16 protein-coding genes and 1 pseudogene are annotated in these 17,706 nt (G+C 34.3%); all 17 read right to left on the bottom strand.

The annotated features are described in order from the left end of the window. Position 1: 1 nt before the first annotated feature. Positions 2-1,372, bottom strand: coding sequence for a UDP-N-acetylmuramate--L-alanine ligase (locus tag IPH11_16890; GenBank protein ID MBK6915250.1), 1,371 nt, complete (start codon positions 1,370-1,372; stop codon positions 2-4). Further along, positions 1,365-1,850 (bottom strand): hypothetical protein, encoded by a 486-nt coding sequence (locus IPH11_16885; protein MBK6915249.1) that lies wholly within the window; start codon positions 1,848-1,850, stop codon positions 1,365-1,367. Before IPH11_16885 ends, IPH11_16890 begins: the two co-directional genes overlap by 8 nt. Beyond that, positions 1,847-2,950 (bottom strand): undecaprenyldiphospho-muramoylpentapeptide beta-N-acetylglucosaminyltransferase, encoded by a 1,104-nt coding sequence (gene murG, locus IPH11_16880; protein MBK6915248.1) that lies wholly within the window; start codon positions 2,948-2,950, stop codon positions 1,847-1,849. The genes IPH11_16885 and murG overlap by 4 nt, the downstream gene beginning before the upstream one ends. Continuing rightward, the gene (locus IPH11_16875) at positions 2,934-4,088 is read right to left on the bottom strand and encodes a cell division protein FtsW (GenBank protein MBK6915247.1); all 1,155 of its coding nucleotides are present in this window, start codon (positions 4,086-4,088) and stop codon (positions 2,934-2,936) included. Before IPH11_16875 ends, murG begins: the two co-directional genes overlap by 17 nt. Then, positions 4,088-5,434 (bottom strand): UDP-N-acetylmuramoyl-L-alanine--D-glutamate ligase, encoded by a 1,347-nt coding sequence (locus tag IPH11_16870; GenBank protein ID MBK6915246.1) that lies wholly within the window; start codon positions 5,432-5,434, stop codon positions 4,088-4,090. The genes IPH11_16875 and IPH11_16870 overlap by 1 nt, the downstream gene beginning before the upstream one ends. After that, positions 5,434-6,543, bottom strand: coding sequence for a phospho-N-acetylmuramoyl-pentapeptide-transferase (locus IPH11_16865; GenBank protein MBK6915245.1), 1,110 nt, complete (start codon positions 6,541-6,543; stop codon positions 5,434-5,436). Before IPH11_16865 ends, IPH11_16870 begins: the two co-directional genes overlap by 1 nt. Then, complete coding sequence (locus IPH11_16860; GenBank protein MBK6915244.1) at positions 6,543-7,934, bottom strand: UDP-N-acetylmuramoyl-tripeptide--D-alanyl-D-alanine ligase; 1,392 nt, start codon at positions 7,932-7,934, stop codon at positions 6,543-6,545. The genes IPH11_16865 and IPH11_16860 overlap by 1 nt, the downstream gene beginning before the upstream one ends. Beyond that, a complete protein-coding gene (locus tag IPH11_16855; protein ID MBK6915243.1) occupies positions 7,931-9,400 on the bottom strand; it encodes a UDP-N-acetylmuramoyl-L-alanyl-D-glutamate--2,6-diaminopimelate ligase in 1,470 nt (489 codons plus the stop codon). Before IPH11_16855 ends, IPH11_16860 begins: the two co-directional genes overlap by 4 nt. Further along, on the bottom strand, positions 9,401-11,374 hold the full coding sequence (locus IPH11_16850; protein MBK6915242.1) for a transpeptidase family protein: 1,974 nt from the start codon (positions 11,372-11,374) through the stop codon (positions 9,401-9,403). It abuts the gene before it with no gap. Beyond that, entirely contained in the window at positions 11,367-11,693 is a 327-nt protein-coding gene (locus IPH11_16845; protein MBK6915241.1) for a hypothetical protein, read from the bottom strand. Before IPH11_16845 ends, IPH11_16850 begins: the two co-directional genes overlap by 8 nt. Continuing rightward, positions 11,690-12,612, bottom strand: a pseudogene (gene rsmH / locus IPH11_16840) (16S rRNA (cytosine(1402)-N(4))-methyltransferase RsmH). Before rsmH ends, IPH11_16845 begins: the two are co-directional and overlap by 4 nt. Then, entirely contained in the window at positions 12,612-13,049 is a 438-nt protein-coding gene (gene mraZ, locus IPH11_16835) for a division/cell wall cluster transcriptional repressor MraZ (protein MBK6915240.1), read from the bottom strand. The pseudogene rsmH and the gene mraZ overlap by 1 nt, the downstream one beginning before the upstream one ends. A gap of 481 nt (positions 13,050-13,530) precedes the next feature. Beyond that, the gene (locus IPH11_16830; GenBank protein MBK6915239.1) at positions 13,531-14,445 is read right to left on the bottom strand and encodes a hypothetical protein; all 915 of its coding nucleotides are present in this window, start codon (positions 14,443-14,445) and stop codon (positions 13,531-13,533) included. A gap of 506 nt (positions 14,446-14,951) precedes the next feature. Further along, positions 14,952-15,530, bottom strand: coding sequence for a hypothetical protein (locus IPH11_16825; GenBank protein MBK6915238.1), 579 nt, complete (start codon positions 15,528-15,530; stop codon positions 14,952-14,954). After that, entirely contained in the window at positions 15,481-16,173 is a 693-nt protein-coding gene (locus tag IPH11_16820) for a hypothetical protein (GenBank protein ID MBK6915237.1), read from the bottom strand. The genes IPH11_16825 and IPH11_16820 overlap by 50 nt, the downstream gene beginning before the upstream one ends. Positions 16,174-16,540: 367 nt before the next feature. Continuing rightward, the gene (locus IPH11_16815) at positions 16,541-17,446 is read right to left on the bottom strand and encodes a hypothetical protein (GenBank protein ID MBK6915236.1); all 906 of its coding nucleotides are present in this window, start codon (positions 17,444-17,446) and stop codon (positions 16,541-16,543) included. Continuing rightward, on the bottom strand, positions 17,446-17,697 hold the full coding sequence (locus IPH11_16810; protein ID MBK6915235.1) for a DUF3696 domain-containing protein: 252 nt from the start codon (positions 17,695-17,697) through the stop codon (positions 17,446-17,448). The genes IPH11_16815 and IPH11_16810 overlap by 1 nt, the downstream gene beginning before the upstream one ends. Positions 17,698-17,706 lie beyond the last annotated feature (9 nt).

The raw sequence follows: 17,706 nt of genomic DNA, 5'->3' as shown, positions 1-17,706 counted from the left end.
TTTAAGATGTTAAAGTTTCTACAAATTTCTCGCCGTATTTCCAAATATCACCTGCACCCATTGTCACAATAATATCACCCTCCTTTTTAATCTGTGCAAGTACTATTGGCAGATCATGCTTGTCTTCAACATAAATAACATTTTTATGACCAATTTTTTTTGCAACATCCGCAATCATTTGTCCGGAAATTCCTTCAATCGCTTCTTCGCGTGCAGGATAAACATCAGTGCAGATGAAAACATCCGAGTTTAAAAATGATCTTCCAAACTCCTGATAAAAATCTCTTGTGCGGCTGTATAAATGAGGCTGAAATACAGCTACTAACCTTCTGCTCCATCCTGCACGGATTGCGGCAAGTGTGGCACTCGTCTCAGTTGGGTGGTGAGCATAATCATCTATTACTAAAATTTCCTTATTGTATTTTATTTCGAAACGACGGTAAACACCTGTAAAAGATTCAAGTGCTTTTTTAATTACTTGAAAATCAATACCTAATTCTTTAGCTACACACACTGCAACTAAAGAATTTTTTACATTATGTATTCCCGGTACTTGAAGAGTAATTTTGCCGATATCTTCACCGAAATATTTTACTTTAAACGTAGAATTAAATTCTGAATGCTCGATATCAACTGCACGGATATCAGCTTGAGTTGTTAAGCCATAAGTAAAAATCTTTTTGTTTATTTGCGGGATTATGTCCTGCAGTGCCGGTTCATCAAGGCACAAAACCACAAAACCATAGAATGGAACTTTGTTTGCAAATTCTATAAACGCACCCTTTATATCATTAAGATCCTTATAAGTATCCAGGTGCTCGCTTTCTAATGTAGTGAGTGCAGCAATGGTGGGTGTAAGCTTTAAGAAAGTTCTATCAAACTCATCTGCTTCAACAACGATAAATTCACCTTTGCCAAGCCTTGCATTAGTCCCGCCGAGTCCGCTTAATTTTCCACCAACAATGATTGTAGGATCTATCCCCCCTGCTGTAAGTACTAACCCAACCATTGAAGTAGTTGTAGTTTTACCGTGTGTTCCGGCTATACCAATTCCATACTTCATCCTCATGGTTTCAGCAAGCATTTCACTGCGTTTTATAATAGGAATTTTCTTTTCAATTGCCGCTTTTACTTCCGGGTTATCTACACTTACTGCAGAAGAATAAACCAGCACATCTATATCCTGAATATTTTCCGGTGAATGACCTTCATAAATTTTAATTCCAAGATCGCTAAGTCGTTTTGTAACTCCGGTCAAACTTCTATCCGAACCTGAGATGATGAATCCCTGACTCCACAGAATTTCGGCAATCCCGCTCATGCCGATTCCTCCAATTCCTACGAAATGTATTTTGCGAATATTTTTAAACATTGTCGGAGACTAACTCATTTTTAAGTGATTGAAATATTTCAATTAGTTGATTCTCGTTTTCATAATAGGAGGGTCGAATAGTCACAGGTTTTCTTCTTCCCGAAACGGCAATCTTGATTAACTGTGATGACTTACCTATACTTATGTTTTGAGATCGAATGATTTTTATATTTTTTATATCTTTAAAATTGAATGACTTCTTTTTGTTTCTTTTAATAAAAGATATTTCTTGTTCAGATACTTGAAGATGCCTGTTTAATATCAGGTTATAGAACAATGATGCTATAGAAATGATAACAATCAATGCCAATGCATAAAGTATAGGATCTTTAATAATGAGTGTGAATGAGTTCTCAACAAATTCTTCGCGTATTAAAAGATAAATACAGAACACACTGAAATAGATTATAGTAGATTGATAATAAAATGACATCTTGTATTTAAATATTCTACTGCTGTGATTCTCTAAATTAGTCATGCACACCCCGCCTTTTGAATAATGCGTTCGGCAATAATGGTAGTTGCATTGGGTTTTGCCAATTCAAGAGATTTATTCTTCAAGTGAAATAGTTTTTCGCTGTCAAAAATAGTTGAAATTATCGAGCTGAAAAATTTTTCCTTTAAATTTTTATCGTCTAATAAAATAATTGCTTCGTGATCAGAAAGTGATTTGGCGTTGAAGTACTGGTGGTTCCCTGCTACATTGGGTGAGGGAACCAATATAGAGGGAACGCCCAGTAAAAGAATTTCTGCAATAGTAGTAGCCCCCGCCCTGGCTAATAACAAATCACAAGCAGCATAAGCTGCATTCATGTCATCTAAAAACGGAAGGACTTTAATCTGATCATCAAAAAATTTTTTATAGCTTTCATAATACTCACTACCAGTTTGCCAAATAACCTGCAAGTTTTTTTCCTTCAGCAATAAAATATTTGCGGCTAAAGTTTTATTGATTGAATCAGCGCCAAGGCTTCCGCCGAGTATTAGAAGAGTTTTAAGATTTGTTTGAAGATTGAACTTTCTCAATGCTTCAGTTTTAGTGATAGAACCGAGTGTTTCGCGAATCGGATTGCCCGTAATGAAAAGTTTATTTTTATTCTTAAAATATTTTTTTGAATCTTCAAAACTTAAATGTATTTCATCAGCATATTTTTCAAGGAGGCGGGTAGTAATTCCCGGGAAGCTATTCTGTTCAAGTAAAAATACTTTGGCGCCTGTTTTATAAGCTGCAAAAATAGCAGGGCCGGAAACATATCCCCCCGTGCCAATAGCAACAACAGGTTTGAATTTAAGATTAATCACAAGCGACTGTATGACGGAAATGATTAATCTCAAAGGAAATAAAATATTTTCAGGTGATAATTTTCGTGCAAAACCTTTAATCCAAATTGATTTAAACTTATAACCAAGTTTTGGAACAACCCTTCCTTCTATTTTTGATTTTGTACCGATAAATAATACTTCCGAATCTGGTGCAATGGATTTAATTTTATCAGCAACAGCGATAGCAGGAAATAGATGACCGCCTGTGCCGCCCCCGGCAAATAAGAATTTATATTTTTTATTTTGAGAATTCATTAACCAATTCTTCGTTTACTGGTGATGTATTATTTACAACTCGTTCCTTATTAATTATTAAGGCATTTGTAAATGCAATGTTCATCAAAATGCCCGTCGAAATAGAAATAAAAATCAATGAGGTACCGCCGTAACTTATGAAAGGGAGTGGTAATCCTGTGGTGGGAATCATTCCGGTAGCTACCAGCATATTTGCAAATGCAAAAATTGAAATGTTTAGCGTGATGCCAAATGCAAGCAACTGTCCAAATTTATCTTTAGTTTTTTTTGCAATCATTATTCCACAAAAGAAAATCGTGAAGAAGCAAGCAATTACTAGAAATGCTCCTACAAAACCGGCTTCTTCTCCAATAATTGCAAAAATAAAATCGCCATAAGCCTCGGGTAAAAATAAGTTGCTCTGCTGACTGTGTCCGATTCCGACTCCGAAAATACCGCCGCTGCCAAATCCTCTTAATGCTTGCTTAACCTGATCGTTTAATGGCGTACCATTAAGCATTGAATTAACATAATCCATAATTCTTTCCCTTGAATGAGAAAACACCATTGCCATACCGCCGCCAAATAAAATTCCCGGGACTAAAGTTGCAGCTATATGTTTTCCATTTGCCCCACCCACATATAAAACCATAATTCCAATAAAACTGATTAGAGTGGCACTGCTGACATTTGGTTGAGCTAAGATTAGCAAGGCAATACCTGCTATCCACGCAATAGCAATTGAGTATCCATATTTAAAACTTTTTATTACCTCTTCCTTTTTCTCAATAAAATATGCGAGATATATTATCAGCACCAATCTTGCCAGGTCTGAAGGCTGGAAAGTGAAACCACCGACCGACAACCACCTGCTTGCCCCTTTGAGACTGACGGATAGGATCAGTGTTAATACGAGCAAAACTGTTGTAACGAATATTGCAGGTTTAGCAATTCGTTTATAGTAATTATAAGGTACTATAGCAGCAGCAAATAAAAAGACTAACCCAATTGCTACTTTTTTAATATGTTCATCAAAAAGGTAGAACGTATTATCAAACTTTAGTGCGCTGTAAGTCGAACTTGCACTCATTACCATAACAAGTCCAAGCATCATTAATGCGAATGAAGAAACAAATATGGTTATTGCTAATTTTTTCATTATAAATTAAATACTGCTTCCTTAAAGACTTTTCCCCTGTGCTCATAATTATCAAACATATCAAAACTTGCACATGCTGGAGAGAGCAAAACTATTTCCCCTTCTCTGGCTTCCTGATTTGCAGATAAGACTGCTGATTGCAAAGATTCTTTTATTTCAACTTTGACAAAAGCGTGAAAGAAATTAAAAACCTTTTCTGCTGATGAACCGATTGCAAAAATCTTTTTTACGTTTTCAATTACTAAATCTTTTATTTGATTGTAGTCATTTCCCTTATCCTGTCCGCCAAGAATTAAAAAGATAGGCGAATCAAAACTCCTAAGAGCAAACCAAACAGAATCAACGTTGGTTCCTTTTGAATCATTAATGTATTCCACACCATCAATTTCACGTACGAATTCAAGTCTGTGCTCCACCCCTTTAAATAGTTTTAATGCTTCAATAATTTTAGCAGAATTCAATCCAAATATTTTAGCAGCACAAATTACAGCCATGGCGTTCGATAAATTATGTTCACCGGGCAGAGAAATATCACCGCGTCTGCAATTAAATTTCTCATAACCGCTTAATTGAAAACTGACAGTTTCATTTTCATACCAGCAGCCGTCAGACATTTTAGTTGAGGTTGAAAAGTTAACAATTACACTTCCAGAACTTTTGAAGAAGTTCATTAAATCTTTTGAATCTCTATTCATGATTAAAAAATCTGAGTGATCCTGATTCTCAAATATTTTTAATTTAGATAAAGCATAGTTTTCATATTTATTTTCATATCTATTCAAGTGGTCAGGCGTAATGTTTAGAATGATTGCAACTTTTGGTTTAAATTTTTCAATAAAGTCTAGTTGGAAACTTGAAACTTCAAGAGCGACAAACTCATCTTTATTTACATCCAAAGCTATTTCAGAAAATGCAATTCCAATGTTACCTGCTGTATAAGTTTTTTTTCCACAATGATTAAAAACGTAGCCGCATAATGTAGTAGTTGTTGTTTTACCATTGGTGCCGGTGATTGCAATAATATTTCCTTTACAAAATGCTGCCGCTAATTCTATTTCAGAAATCACTTTTATTTTTTTTGATAGTGCTTTTTTAACAACAAAAGAATCAGAAGGCACCCCGGGGCTTACAATCATCAATGTGCAATTGTAAACTTTATCGGTATGAACTCCAAGTTCAAAATCAATATTTTCATCAGTGAGCGATTGCACTGATTGACGCAGTTTTTCAGTATCAGAACTGTCGCTTACGAATGGAATTCCACCAAGTTTTTTTATCAACTTAGCAGCGCCAATTCCGCTTCTTACAGCACCAATCACTGAAATATTTTTACCTTTTATTTCCATTATCTTATCTTAAATGAAACGAGGCTTATAATTGCTAAAACAATTGCGATGATATAAAACCTCATTACGATTTTGGGTTCAGCCCAACCTTTCATTTCGAAGTGATGATGTATTGGAGCCATTTTAAAAACTCTTTTGCCTTCACCATATTTTTTCTTGGTGTATTTGAAATAAACACGTTGAATAATTACAGATATGGTTTCGATAAAAAATATACCGCCAAGGATGGGGATGAATAATTCTTTTTTGATCAACACAGCTAAAATCCCGAATGCACCTCCAAGTGCAAGTGACCCTGTATCGCCCATGAATACCTGAGCAGGATAGGAATTGTACCACAAAAAACCAAGTGAAGCTCCAACTAAAGCTGAGACATACACTGTTAACTCCCCGCTGCCCGGTAAATAAATAATGTTGAGATAATTTGAGAATATGGCATTCCCACTGAAGTAACTAAGAAGTGCTAATGCGATCATTACAATTGCAATAATTCCGATTGCAAGTCCATCAAGCCCATCGGTTAGATTAACTGCGTTTGATGTTGCAGTAATTATAAAAACAACAACCGGGATGTACAGAACAGAAAAATCTAAATTTACATTCTTTAAAAACGGCACTGTAGTTAAAGTGGCGTAATCTTTAAATTCAGGAAGAAAATAAATTGCACTGCCAACTACCAAACCAATTAATATTTGACCTAACAGTTTATATCTCCCTATTAATCCGTTTGGAAATTTTTTAATTACTTTTAAGTAGTCATCAAGAAACCCAACAGCACTTAACCAAAGTGTGCCGGCTAAGATTAAAATAATGTAGGTGCTTTTGATATCTGCCCATAGAATTACAGGAACAACTACGGAAATAATTACGATTATTCCCCCCATGGTTGGTGTGCCTGCTTTTGACCAGTGAAACTTTGGACCGTCTATTTTTTTTGCTTCACCAATTTGATTCTTCTGAAGAATAGCAATAATCTTTGGGCTTAGTATGAGTGCTAATGTGAGCGCTGTAATTGCAGCAAGTGCTGAACGGAATGTCAGAAATCGAAAAATATCAAAACCCGGCGGGTTAAAATTTTTATTTATGTAGTCAAAGAGATAGTAGAGCATTATTTCGCTGCCCCCCTCTTGATTACGTCAACAAACTCCTCCATTTTCATTCCGCGAGATCCTTTTATAAGAATTACTGTATCACGAAATTGTTCCGCAGCAAGGTATTTATTCAATTGTGATCTTGTGTTGAAATAAAATGATTTTATTTTTAATTCAATTAATTTCAGATAAAGGTGTTTCATCAATTTTCCAATCAGTAAAACACGCATGGCTTTATTTTTTTTTATCTGATCAGAAAGTGATGCATGTAGTTCATCCGTCCGTGAACCCAGTTCAAGCATATCCCCAAGTATCAAAACTTTATTCAGTCCGGAATTAAATTTATTTATTGTGTCTATCGCGAAGGCAACTGATTCTGGATTCGCATTGTACGTATCATCAATTAAAACTACGTGAGGAAGTTTGATGATGTTAAATCTTTTGGGTGTGGCTGTAATTTTTTTAATTCCGTTTAATATCTCTGATTTAGTCATTCTTAATGATAGTGCAACAGACAATGCAGCAAGCAAATTATGTGCATTGTGTTCACCAGGCAGCGGCGAAACTATTTTTAGTTTCTTCCCCATCCCTTGTATAACGAGTATTGCTTTACCATCATGATCATACTCTAAGATTTTTCCGTTGATGTCAGAATAATTATCAAACCCGTAACTTATGGTGTTGGATAATTTACGAGAATAATTTTTCAACAAATTATCATCATTATTAATAAAGGATAACCCACCATTAATATCTGTAATTTTAAGTAGAGAGGATTTTTCTTTCAAAACTTCTTTTTTTGAATGGAGGAATTCCAAATGAGAATTTCCAATATTGGTAACTAAAGCTAAATCCGGTCGTAGAATACTTGCTGTGTATTCTATTTCACCGAAATGATTACTGCCTAATTCAGCGACTAATATTTCATCACTCCCCTTTGTATTGAGGATGGTAAGTGGAACGCCGATATGATTATTATCATTTAAAAAAGTTTTGCTCACTTTAAATTTTTCCGATAAAATAGACGCAATCATTTCTTTAAGAGTTGTTTTCCCGCTGCTTCCTGTTATCCCAATGACCTTTGCATTTAATTTATTTCGCCAAGACTTTGCTAATTCACCAAGAGCCTTTATTGTATTTGGAACAACAACAATTGTACAATCCAATTCAGGTAATTCACGAATTTTCTTTTTCTCGACAATGATGGTTGAAGCACCATTTTTAATAGCTTGTTCAATAAATTTATGCCCATCAAATCTCTCTCCTTTAATGGCAATGAATATTGAATTTTTTTTCAAAGCACGTGAGTCTGTTGAAACATTATTCGCACTTTTATACAACTGAGGATTAATTATCTCTGCTCCTTTTAAATCAAACAAATCCTGTAGTGTAATAGAAATATTTTTCATCTTGATAAATAGTGCTGCGCTTTAAGTTTATCATTAAACGAAATACGTTTGCCTTTTATTTCCTGGTAGGCTTCGTGTCCTTTTCCTGCAATAAGTATAACGGCATTTTTTTCTGCTTTCTCAATTGCACTTTTAATTGCCATTTCTCTATCCTCAATAACGCTAAAGTTTTCTGATGTGATTCCTGATCGTATCATTTCTATTATCTGGATAGGATCTTCACTTCTGGGGTTATCCGACGTGATGATAACTTTATCACTTAGTGATGAAGCAATACGACCCATTTCAGCACGCTTTGTTTGATCGCGGTCGCCTCCGCAGCCAAACACAGTGTACACAGGTCGTGAGCCGCTTGAGAGTTTTCGAATTGTTTGGAGCGCTTTTAATAAACTATCAGGAGTGTGAGAGTAATCTATAATTACTTTTTTATCAGCATTAGACAGCACTTCAAACCTGCCCGGCACCTGGGGGGTAGTTTTAATTCCAAGAAGAATTTTTTCTGTATCAATTCCGGCTAATAAAGTAATTGCAAAAGCAGCACAAACATTGTAAGCATTAAATTCACCAATGAGGCTGGTGGAAATTGAATAGCTATGATTTTTATGTTCAATGGTAAATCTTGTTCCGTTTAGATCAAAATTAATATCCATAATATGGAAATCAGAATTTGTTGCGGCGCCATAAGAATAGCATTTAGCCCGGCTATCGGAAATAATTTTTTCTCCGAATTGATCATCAAAATTATAGACGCTTTTGGAGCCGGCACCTAGATTATCAAAAAGGATTTTTTTAGCTTGGAAATAATTTTGAGAGTTCTGATGAAAATCTAAATGGTCGGTAGTTAGATTTGTGAACACAGCATATTCAAAATGAATATCGTGAACCCGATTCAATACAAGCGAATGCGAGGAAACTTCCATTACTGCGCTTGAACATCCCTCAGAGTACATTTCAAAAAGAAGTTCGTTTAATTCGTTGGATTCGGGTGTTGTTAATGTAGAACTAATTTCCTTATTGCCGATAAAGTTGGAAATAGTTCCGAGCAATCCGGTTTTTTCACCCGCTGTTTCTAAAATATTTCTGATAATATAACTCGTGGTGGTTTTTCCATTGGTTCCCGTTATACCAAAAAGTTTTAACTTTTTCGACGGCTCTTTAAAGAAGACGTTCGATATTTCCGCCATAGCCTTCCGGGAATTTTTAACTAATATTTTTAATACTTTTTCTTGAATAAAAATATTATCGGGCGCGTTAGTCTCATCTTCGAGTATCACCGCTACTGCCCCCTTGCTTACAGCTTCTAGAATAAATTTATGTCCGTCTGACTTGTATCCTTTAATCGCTGCGAAGACAGAATTTTTCTTCACTTTCCGTGAGTCATAAGTTATCGAAGAGACATCAATGCGCTGAATCTCGCCAACAATTTTAATAACTTTTATGCTATTTATTAACTGAGTTAATTCCATTTAATAAACCGTTGTCCCTTTAATTTCAGTCTGTCTGCAATCAATAGTACAAACAGATCCCGGTTTAATCTTTGTGCCCGGAGTTATACTCTGCTTAAAGACAACTCCAGATCCATTTACAATACTTTTGATTCCAATTTTACTAATCACAACTAAAGCATCTCTAATATTGAGAGTTCTTAAATCCGGCATGATAGCCGCTTCTCTGTCGGATTTATTAGTAAAAATAAATTCATTTTTCTTTTTAGAATTATCATTCTTGACACTGCGAATGTTTTCTTCAGGGAATGTATTATTCGCGGGGTTTTCAAAGTGCTTTAGATCATAAGAATAAATTCTTTCAGCAACTTTTTTAAATATTGGAGCTGCAACTGCACTGCCGTACTTTGCTTTAACGGGTGAGTTTACCAGGATATAAATAACCACCCGGGGATTATCAACCGGGAAAAAACCAACGAAAGAAGCATTGTATTCTGATTTAGAATAATTACCGTCAATTAGTTTTTGTGAGGTTCCTGTTTTTCCACCAACCTCTACTTGCTTGAGTGATGCATTTTTGCCGGTACCTTTTTCTACTACACCCTTTAGGATTGATCTAATTTTATCAGATGTTTTTTCACTAATAACTCTTCTAATTGTCTCGGGTTTATTTTCAACTAAATAATCAGTCTTGCTTTGATAAATTTTCTTAACGATCTGAGGCTGAAATAAAATACCGCCATTAATTAATGCGCAGTATGCAGCGGTCATTTGAATGGGTGTGACTGAAATTTCATAACCAAACGAGATGAATGCTTTTGTAATAGGCGACCAGTCGTTTGCTTTTTTTAATGAACCTCTGACTTCTCCGGGCAGTTGTACTGAAGTAACATTTCCAAACCCGAACCCTCGCAGATATTTATAAAGTGTTTCGCTGTCAATCTTTTGACTAAGTTTTGTCATTCCAATATTACTTGATTTTTCAATTACCTCTTTGACTTTTAAAGATCCATTTGGATGTGTATCTGAAATATTCACTCCCTTAAATTTAAACTTACCATTTTCACAATAAATATTTTCGTTTTCTGTTATAAGATTTTGATCTAATAGAGCCGCAAGGGTGATGGGTTTAAAAGTAGATCCCGGCTCGTAAGTATCGGTTATCGCCTTGTCACGTCTATCATCATCAGAATATTTCCAGTATTCGTTTGGGTTAAAATCATTAATGTTAGCCAGTGCCAATACTTCGCCATTGTTTGGATCCATAACAATTCCAATTGCTGAAGTACCACCAAATTCTTTTAATCCATCGCTTAATTCTTCTTCAAGAATTGTCTGATATGCTTTATCAATCGTAAGCACAAGATTGTATCCGGAAGCGGGCGGGATATTATTTTCCTCATCAATAGAAATCACTTTTCCAATTGCATCCCGTTCTATCGTTCTTGATCCATCAACGCCTGATAAATATTCGTTAAAAAATTTATCTACTCCGCTGACACCTGTGTTCTCAGAGCTAACATATCCAAGGATGTGGGAAGCCAGATTTGAATATTGATAAACCCTGGTTGGGTCTTCATTCCAGAATAGTCCGCTGTAATTAAGTTCTTTTAGTAACAAAGATTTTTCAGCTGATACTTTTTTCTCAAGACAAATGTTCTTACCGGTTTTATTCATCAGTGATAGATAATGTGATTTTGACTTACCCGTCACTTTTGAAAATTTATCTGCGATTAATTCTTTCTCTTTTTTGCTTGTCATTCTAAGATCAACAAAAAACGAGATGTCGTTATGATTGTAAACAAGAAGTACATTGTTCCTATCATAAATCAGCCCTCTGTCGGCTTTAACTACTTCTATTTTAACGTGCTGCTTATCAGCATAATAACCTAATTCTTCGCTCTTAATAATTTGAATGTCAGTAAGCTTAAAAATCAAACTGATAAAAACTGCAAAAACTAAAAGCACTATTATTAGTGCACGCTTGTTATTCATATTTTTCTCTCAGAATCAAATTTATATTCTCAATTTTTTCAGAATCTGCATAAACTAATTGTTGAGGCTGAGTCCTTTGAATAAGCCCTAAGGACAATGCTGCGGGAATAATGTTTTCCGGAGATGTGACTGACTGGAACTCAGCAGTAAGCTCAATTTTTCTTAACTTAGCTGCATTTAATGTTTGCTCCATTTTATCTTTTTCTTTAGTCATTTCTTCGTAATTAATTTTTAATCCAACAGCAAGTAAAAAAATAGCCGTTATCAAAAGGATGGAGGTTACTGCAAATAACAGAAATGGTTTGGCGCTTTTTTTCATATCCTCTCGGCAACTCTTAGTTTTGCACTTCTTGATCGTCTGTTAGCAGTGATTTCCTCACTAGAAGGGAGCAATGGCTTCTTCGTAATTATTTTCAGTCTCTTCACCTTATCACATTTACAAATAGGATAATCTTTCGGGCAAATGCAATCAAGTGATTCATATCTGAAAATATCTTTAACGATTCTATCTTCTAATGAGTGATAGGAAAGTATAACTATTCTCGCTCCGCTTCTAAGCAGGTTAATAGAGTTACCTAAAAATAATTTCAAGTTTTCAAGCTCGTTATTCACACAGATTCTTAGTGCCTGAAATATTCGTGATAAAGTTTTTACTCTAAAATTTTCAGGTACTAATGATTCAATTATTCTAACCAGATCAAAAGTTGTGACAAATTTTTTAGCATCTCTTTGTTCACTGATTCGAGAAGCAATGATACGTGATTTTTTTTCTTCACCGAATTGATAAAAAATATTTGCCAGTTCGCTTTCAGGATAAGAATTGATTATATCCGCAGCCGTAAGCGAAAGATTTTTATCCATCCGTAAATCAAGTGATGCGTCCTGACGAAAGTGAACCCTGAATCAACATTATCCAATTGAAAAGAGGATACACCCAGATCAGCCATTATACCGTCATACGATTTAATTGATTCAAGCTTAGAGATTACATCAATCTGGGAAAAATTGAAATTGTAAAGTTTAATTCTATCATCGCCGGAAAATTTCTCCTGGCAAAAATTCAAAGCCTCAGAATCGACATCCGTTGCTACTACCTTTCCCCTGGAATTGAGCCGTGAAAGGATCTCTTTAGTATGTCCGCCAAATCCCAGAGTTCCGTCGAAATATGTTCCGTCAATATTATTGATTAAATAATCCATAGTTTCTTTAAGCATTACAGGATGATGATGTTCATTCATTACATTGTCATTACTTTTTGGGCAATCTCTTCGAAAGTTTCGCCGGAATTATTAATATACTTCTCATAAGTTTCAGGATTCCAGAGTTCAATCTTTTTTAATGCACCAAGCACAAGCACTTCTTTTTTTATACCGGCATAATCTAAAAGGAGGGGTGGAATCATTATCCTTGATTGAGCATCGAGTGAATCTTCATTAGCGAATTGTAAAATCATTCTAATAAATTTAGCATGGGTAGAATCATAGGGATTTAACGATTTGAGCTTATCTTCAAGTATATTCCATTGGTCCATCGGATAAACGTCTATGCACGCAGCTCCCCCCTTCGTCATAACGAATGAATCGTTTGCTTCCGGAGAAATTTGCTTTCGTAACTTAGCCGGGATGCTTACCCGACCTTTTGAATCCACTGTATAAAGATGCTGACCTCTGAACATTTTGCCTTTCTTTTGGTTTTTATCACCACTTTTCCCCACTACACCCCAAAATAATGCATTTTTTTAAGCAAAGTCAAGAAAAATCTTCAAAAAAGAAAATAATTTTTTAGAAATATTTTTGGAGGGAAACAGATATTTGATCTATCGAACTGAAAATTAAATGTGCAGACTGCCTCAATCTTCTGATCGCATTTCTATTCAGCATCTAAAATTTCAATAATTTGAGATTCGGATGGCATTGCCACGGAATGTCATTTGAGGTTTTCTTGCTTAAGGTAAGTTAAAAATAGAGTTACTAAAAATTATGACTATCAAAGCAGCCTAAAACCGGCAGGCTGCGAAAATCAGAAAAGTAAATACAATTTTGTTAATGAAAAGGGCAGCTATTAACTGCCCTATCCATTTCATATTTGATGTTTTGGATTCCCGCTTTCACGGAAATGACAAGCAAAACACGACTTACGAGATAGCCAAATTTTATTTATTTTTTTCTAGCCAGACTCAGCATAGCCAGATGAATTAAATGACCTTCATATTCCAAAGCGAAACCAGAAAAATCATCCGATGAGTATCTTTTCTCCGTTCCGGTCCCGGCAGCAGGAAATTCTTTGAAGATCCTATTTCCCAACTCATCAAAAAACACATTAGTCTTGTATCTCGCTTCCGCTTCCTGGAGTTTTTCAACTTCTTCCTTCAAGTAATATGCTTCTGCTGAGACCCCTTTTAATATTTTGCTAAAATATTCTTTATAAATATCGGTACGGTTAAAAACTTCGATTGATATAAGTTCTTTTTTAATGAATATGCTCAAACCATTTGCCTTTTCTGATGCCTGTAAAGGTTTGTTAAATGCCTCGATATTACTTTTCTTTATTTCAAAGACATCCGACAAATTCTGAGTAACCGAGTCAACCGCCGAATCCTTACAATACGATTTCACCATATTCCATACCTCATTCTGATCGGAATAGTACCCTTGCTCATTTTCAAGATTTTTATTTACCTGTTTAGCTTTATTTGCCCTGAGATTTATCGGTGAGGTATAATCGGTAGATTTAAATGTTGAAGTTACACTGCTCCATCTTCCGGATTCAACACAACTGACAGGAATTAGCTTTTTACTGTTTGGAGATAGAAATACAGATGTATTTAACACACGATTCTGTTTTGCCCCTGAGAGAATATCACCGTCGGATAAGAAAACAAATTTATCTGAATTGTTTTCTACTACTAAGTTATTCACGCTTCCTGATTGGCTGATTTCCTTTACCTCGATATAATTTTTCGCCATTGCCGATGCGCCGGAAATATAATCTATCGTGTTAACTTTTTTTGTATTGAACTCTACTACTGAAACAATTCCATTGGTCTGGAAAGAAATAATTTCTGATAACATATTTTTATCCATTCTATTATTTATGTGTAAAAAAATTTATTAACAACACCTCAAAGGATGCTGATCTTTTATTGCATAATACTTTCCTTTCATTTAGTTTATAATTATTTCGTTCGAATGAATCCAATTCTGTTAATGCATAGGCATTCCTTTCAAATTAGTTATTGAATGAGTTTATTAATAGAAATAACATGACTCAATCATTCAATAATGCTGGCATGATTGAAGCAATGTAATTTTCAGTTTAGAGTTTTTAAAGAATTAAGTTGGGGATGCAGGAGGGTTTATTATGAATAAAAAAGAAGATCAGTGGTTACATATAATAATACCTTCCCGAATAATTCTCAGCTTATCCTGAAAAAACGATTTAATATTTAATGACGGTTTGGTCATTGTCCTTTCTTATTTACACTGCAAATTTATGTTATTGCCTTATTACTATCAATGAAAATTTAATAATCCGATTCTCCACAAGAAGTTGAAACATTCATTCGCTCATTTTTTTATTATTTTCTTTTTATCCATTCATTTACAATTACCGAGAGTTCATTTGAAACCGGGCAATTTCTTAATCCAAGTAAATCACCCCGCCGATATTTATCTCCAAACTTTTTAATCTCTAATGTAGCTTCCTCATCATTATAGAAAACTCTATAATAATAATTTCTGCCATCCAACAATTTGTAGGAACAAGTTCGTACACAATTTTGCTGCCGCTTCGACCATGAGAACAGTTCACGATCTGTTCTTATTGCTTTAATAAATTCGCTGTCTTCTAATGGTGGGGTGGGAAAATTTTCTAATTTCTCTTTTTTCTTTTTTACCTGTTCATCAAATCGCTTTTTAAGCTTATCAATATTTTCCACAGAATCAATTTCGGGTAACCTGACTTTCCACTGAATTGAGTTTTTGTACATCTGCTGAAGCAATGAATATTTTTCTAAATATGATTCTGAGTTTGATAATTCAAATACAAGATTGTCCGATACATTTGAGAGCAGATTATTAGTGGACGACACAAAATGAAGAAGATTTTTATTTATCTTTTTTGCAAAAGAAAGTATGTGAGTGACTCGTTCTAACATTAAGGGTGCGGATGCTAAAACACTTTTTTAGTTTTATTAGCATTTTAAAATCTAAATCATTAGGATCAATTTTTGAAAATATTTTAACCATCTGTGGTGAGTCCGGGAATCCGCTCAATCGCAGTATTTCTTTTCGTTTTGTCTTAATCATTCTCTGAAAAAGTTCTACGTTAGCATAATATAAAAAGGACGGATTCAGTTTATCCATGTTTATAATTATATATGCAAGACTTGGATTTGTTTTTAACAGTGAGATGAAATCATCACCAATAAACTTAACTGCCTTAATAAGTTCCCAATGCGAATCTGGAAAACGATAAACAGATTCAATTACGTTGGACGGAATTGATCCAAAAAAATTCTTAACCACCTCGGGATCAATTTCAGGCTTCTTTTGTTTAAGGTCAGGTTCCGGTTCATTTTTATGTAAGTTTCCTTGAAGTTGTTTCTGAACTTTCTTTTTTTGAGGAAGGATTATTATTTTTTTTGCAACATCAATTGCAGGAATGATTTCAATCCAGATATCAGCTTCTGCATCAGATATAAATGCACGCCAAACCGGAAATCCCGCTAAAGCTAATTTATAGTCGTCTTCTCTCAGTAAAAATAAATTAGATTTATCAAAAACTTCAAAAGGATTCATAAACTTGAAAATTTTGCCAATGATTTATTAAATTTTTTATCACATTCATTAAGAGAGAAAGAAGCGGGTAATTTTAAGTAAATTTTGATTGATCAGGAAGAGAATTTTTATTTAATACTATTTGTGTTTTTTTTATAGCTTTTGTGAATAAAAAATTCTTTTGCCAACATCACTTCTGAAATATGATTCAATCCGGATGTTGCTATTCCGATATGCTACGAAAGCTTTCCAAATCGGATAACCCGCCAAAACAAATTGATAATTATCAGTCGTGAATTCAAATAAGTTTGATTTTTCAATTGTTTGATTGTGGATTTGATCTTGGATTGTTGAAATTATTTCAGAGTAGTAAACAGAATTTAACATTTCACATAGGTAATCTTGATACTGTAATAGTGAATTGTTTCCTACACAGAATCTTACCAGTTGGTATATCCTTGTACGTCGAACCAAGAGCGTGCCCGGTATCGATAATGAATTTATCTGTTTGCAAGTGTCTGTCTTCTATAAGTTTCTTCTCTTCTCTGAATTCAGCTTTAATTATCTTTTGAGGAAATCTATTTTTTAATTTTTGGAGTTCTTCTTCTGCAACTATTCCATCATTAAGATCATTATATCTAGAGCCATTTCTCGCCTTGTCTGTGAGAGTAATTATGCTAACCGTTGATCCTTTTGGGAGGGTATCAATAATAAATTCGACATCTCTAATCTCTCTCTTAGCAAAAGCATAACCATCGTGTATTATTAAATTTCTAGTGTCAATAAGAAATTTTTGCAGCCAATTTTTAAAATCAAATTCATCATCTGGTAGTTTATTAATTCTCTGAATGGTTCTTATTCTAGATTTTTCGGCAGGAATCAAATAATTGTTCGTATCAGAAAGTTCAATACTAACTTCACTTTCCAACTTCATTTTCATTTCAGGATTTGAGTCATTTGTTAAAATGATTTTCCATTCATCGAATGCTACAATTGATTTTTCAGATTCGTATAAATTCCAATCCACATCTTTACGATTTTTAACTGTAATATTTTCTGCTATTTTTATTTTTCCTAGTGTCACATTATTTATAAAACTTTCAATGAATAGAAATGATTGTGGTGTATGTTTATGTTTCTCTTTCAGCTTATCATACTCCTCTAATAATTTTTTATCTCTGTCACATAGAAATATTTCAGTTATTAGATTAGCCATAATATTAAATGCCTTATCACTTTCAAGAGGTGTAAAACACTTCAAGAATAATGGACTTACAACTAAATTTTGATACATCAATTCTTCCTTGCATAAATTAGTTCGCGTGCAAGATTATAACTATCATCAAAAAAACCATCAGGCCAGGGTTCTTTAAAGAAGCCGTTGTCTTCCATTTCCATTTCTTTAATCGATGTAATTCCCGTTTTTTCATCCTTATCAAAATAGTAAACTGCAACTTTCTCTTTACTTAATTTGCCTTGTGCAATCAATACTTGGATCTTACGAATAATATGTTCGCTATGTGTTTCTATAATGTAAGTTCCCATCCCCTCTTT

The organism is Ignavibacteriales bacterium, from assembly GCA_016709155.1.
Taxonomy (GTDB): Bacteria; Bacteroidota; Ignavibacteria; order Ignavibacteriales; family Ignavibacteriaceae; genus JADJEI01.
Note: the sequence above shows the minus strand (reverse complement) of the source record. Positions and strands in the feature narration are given on the sequence as shown.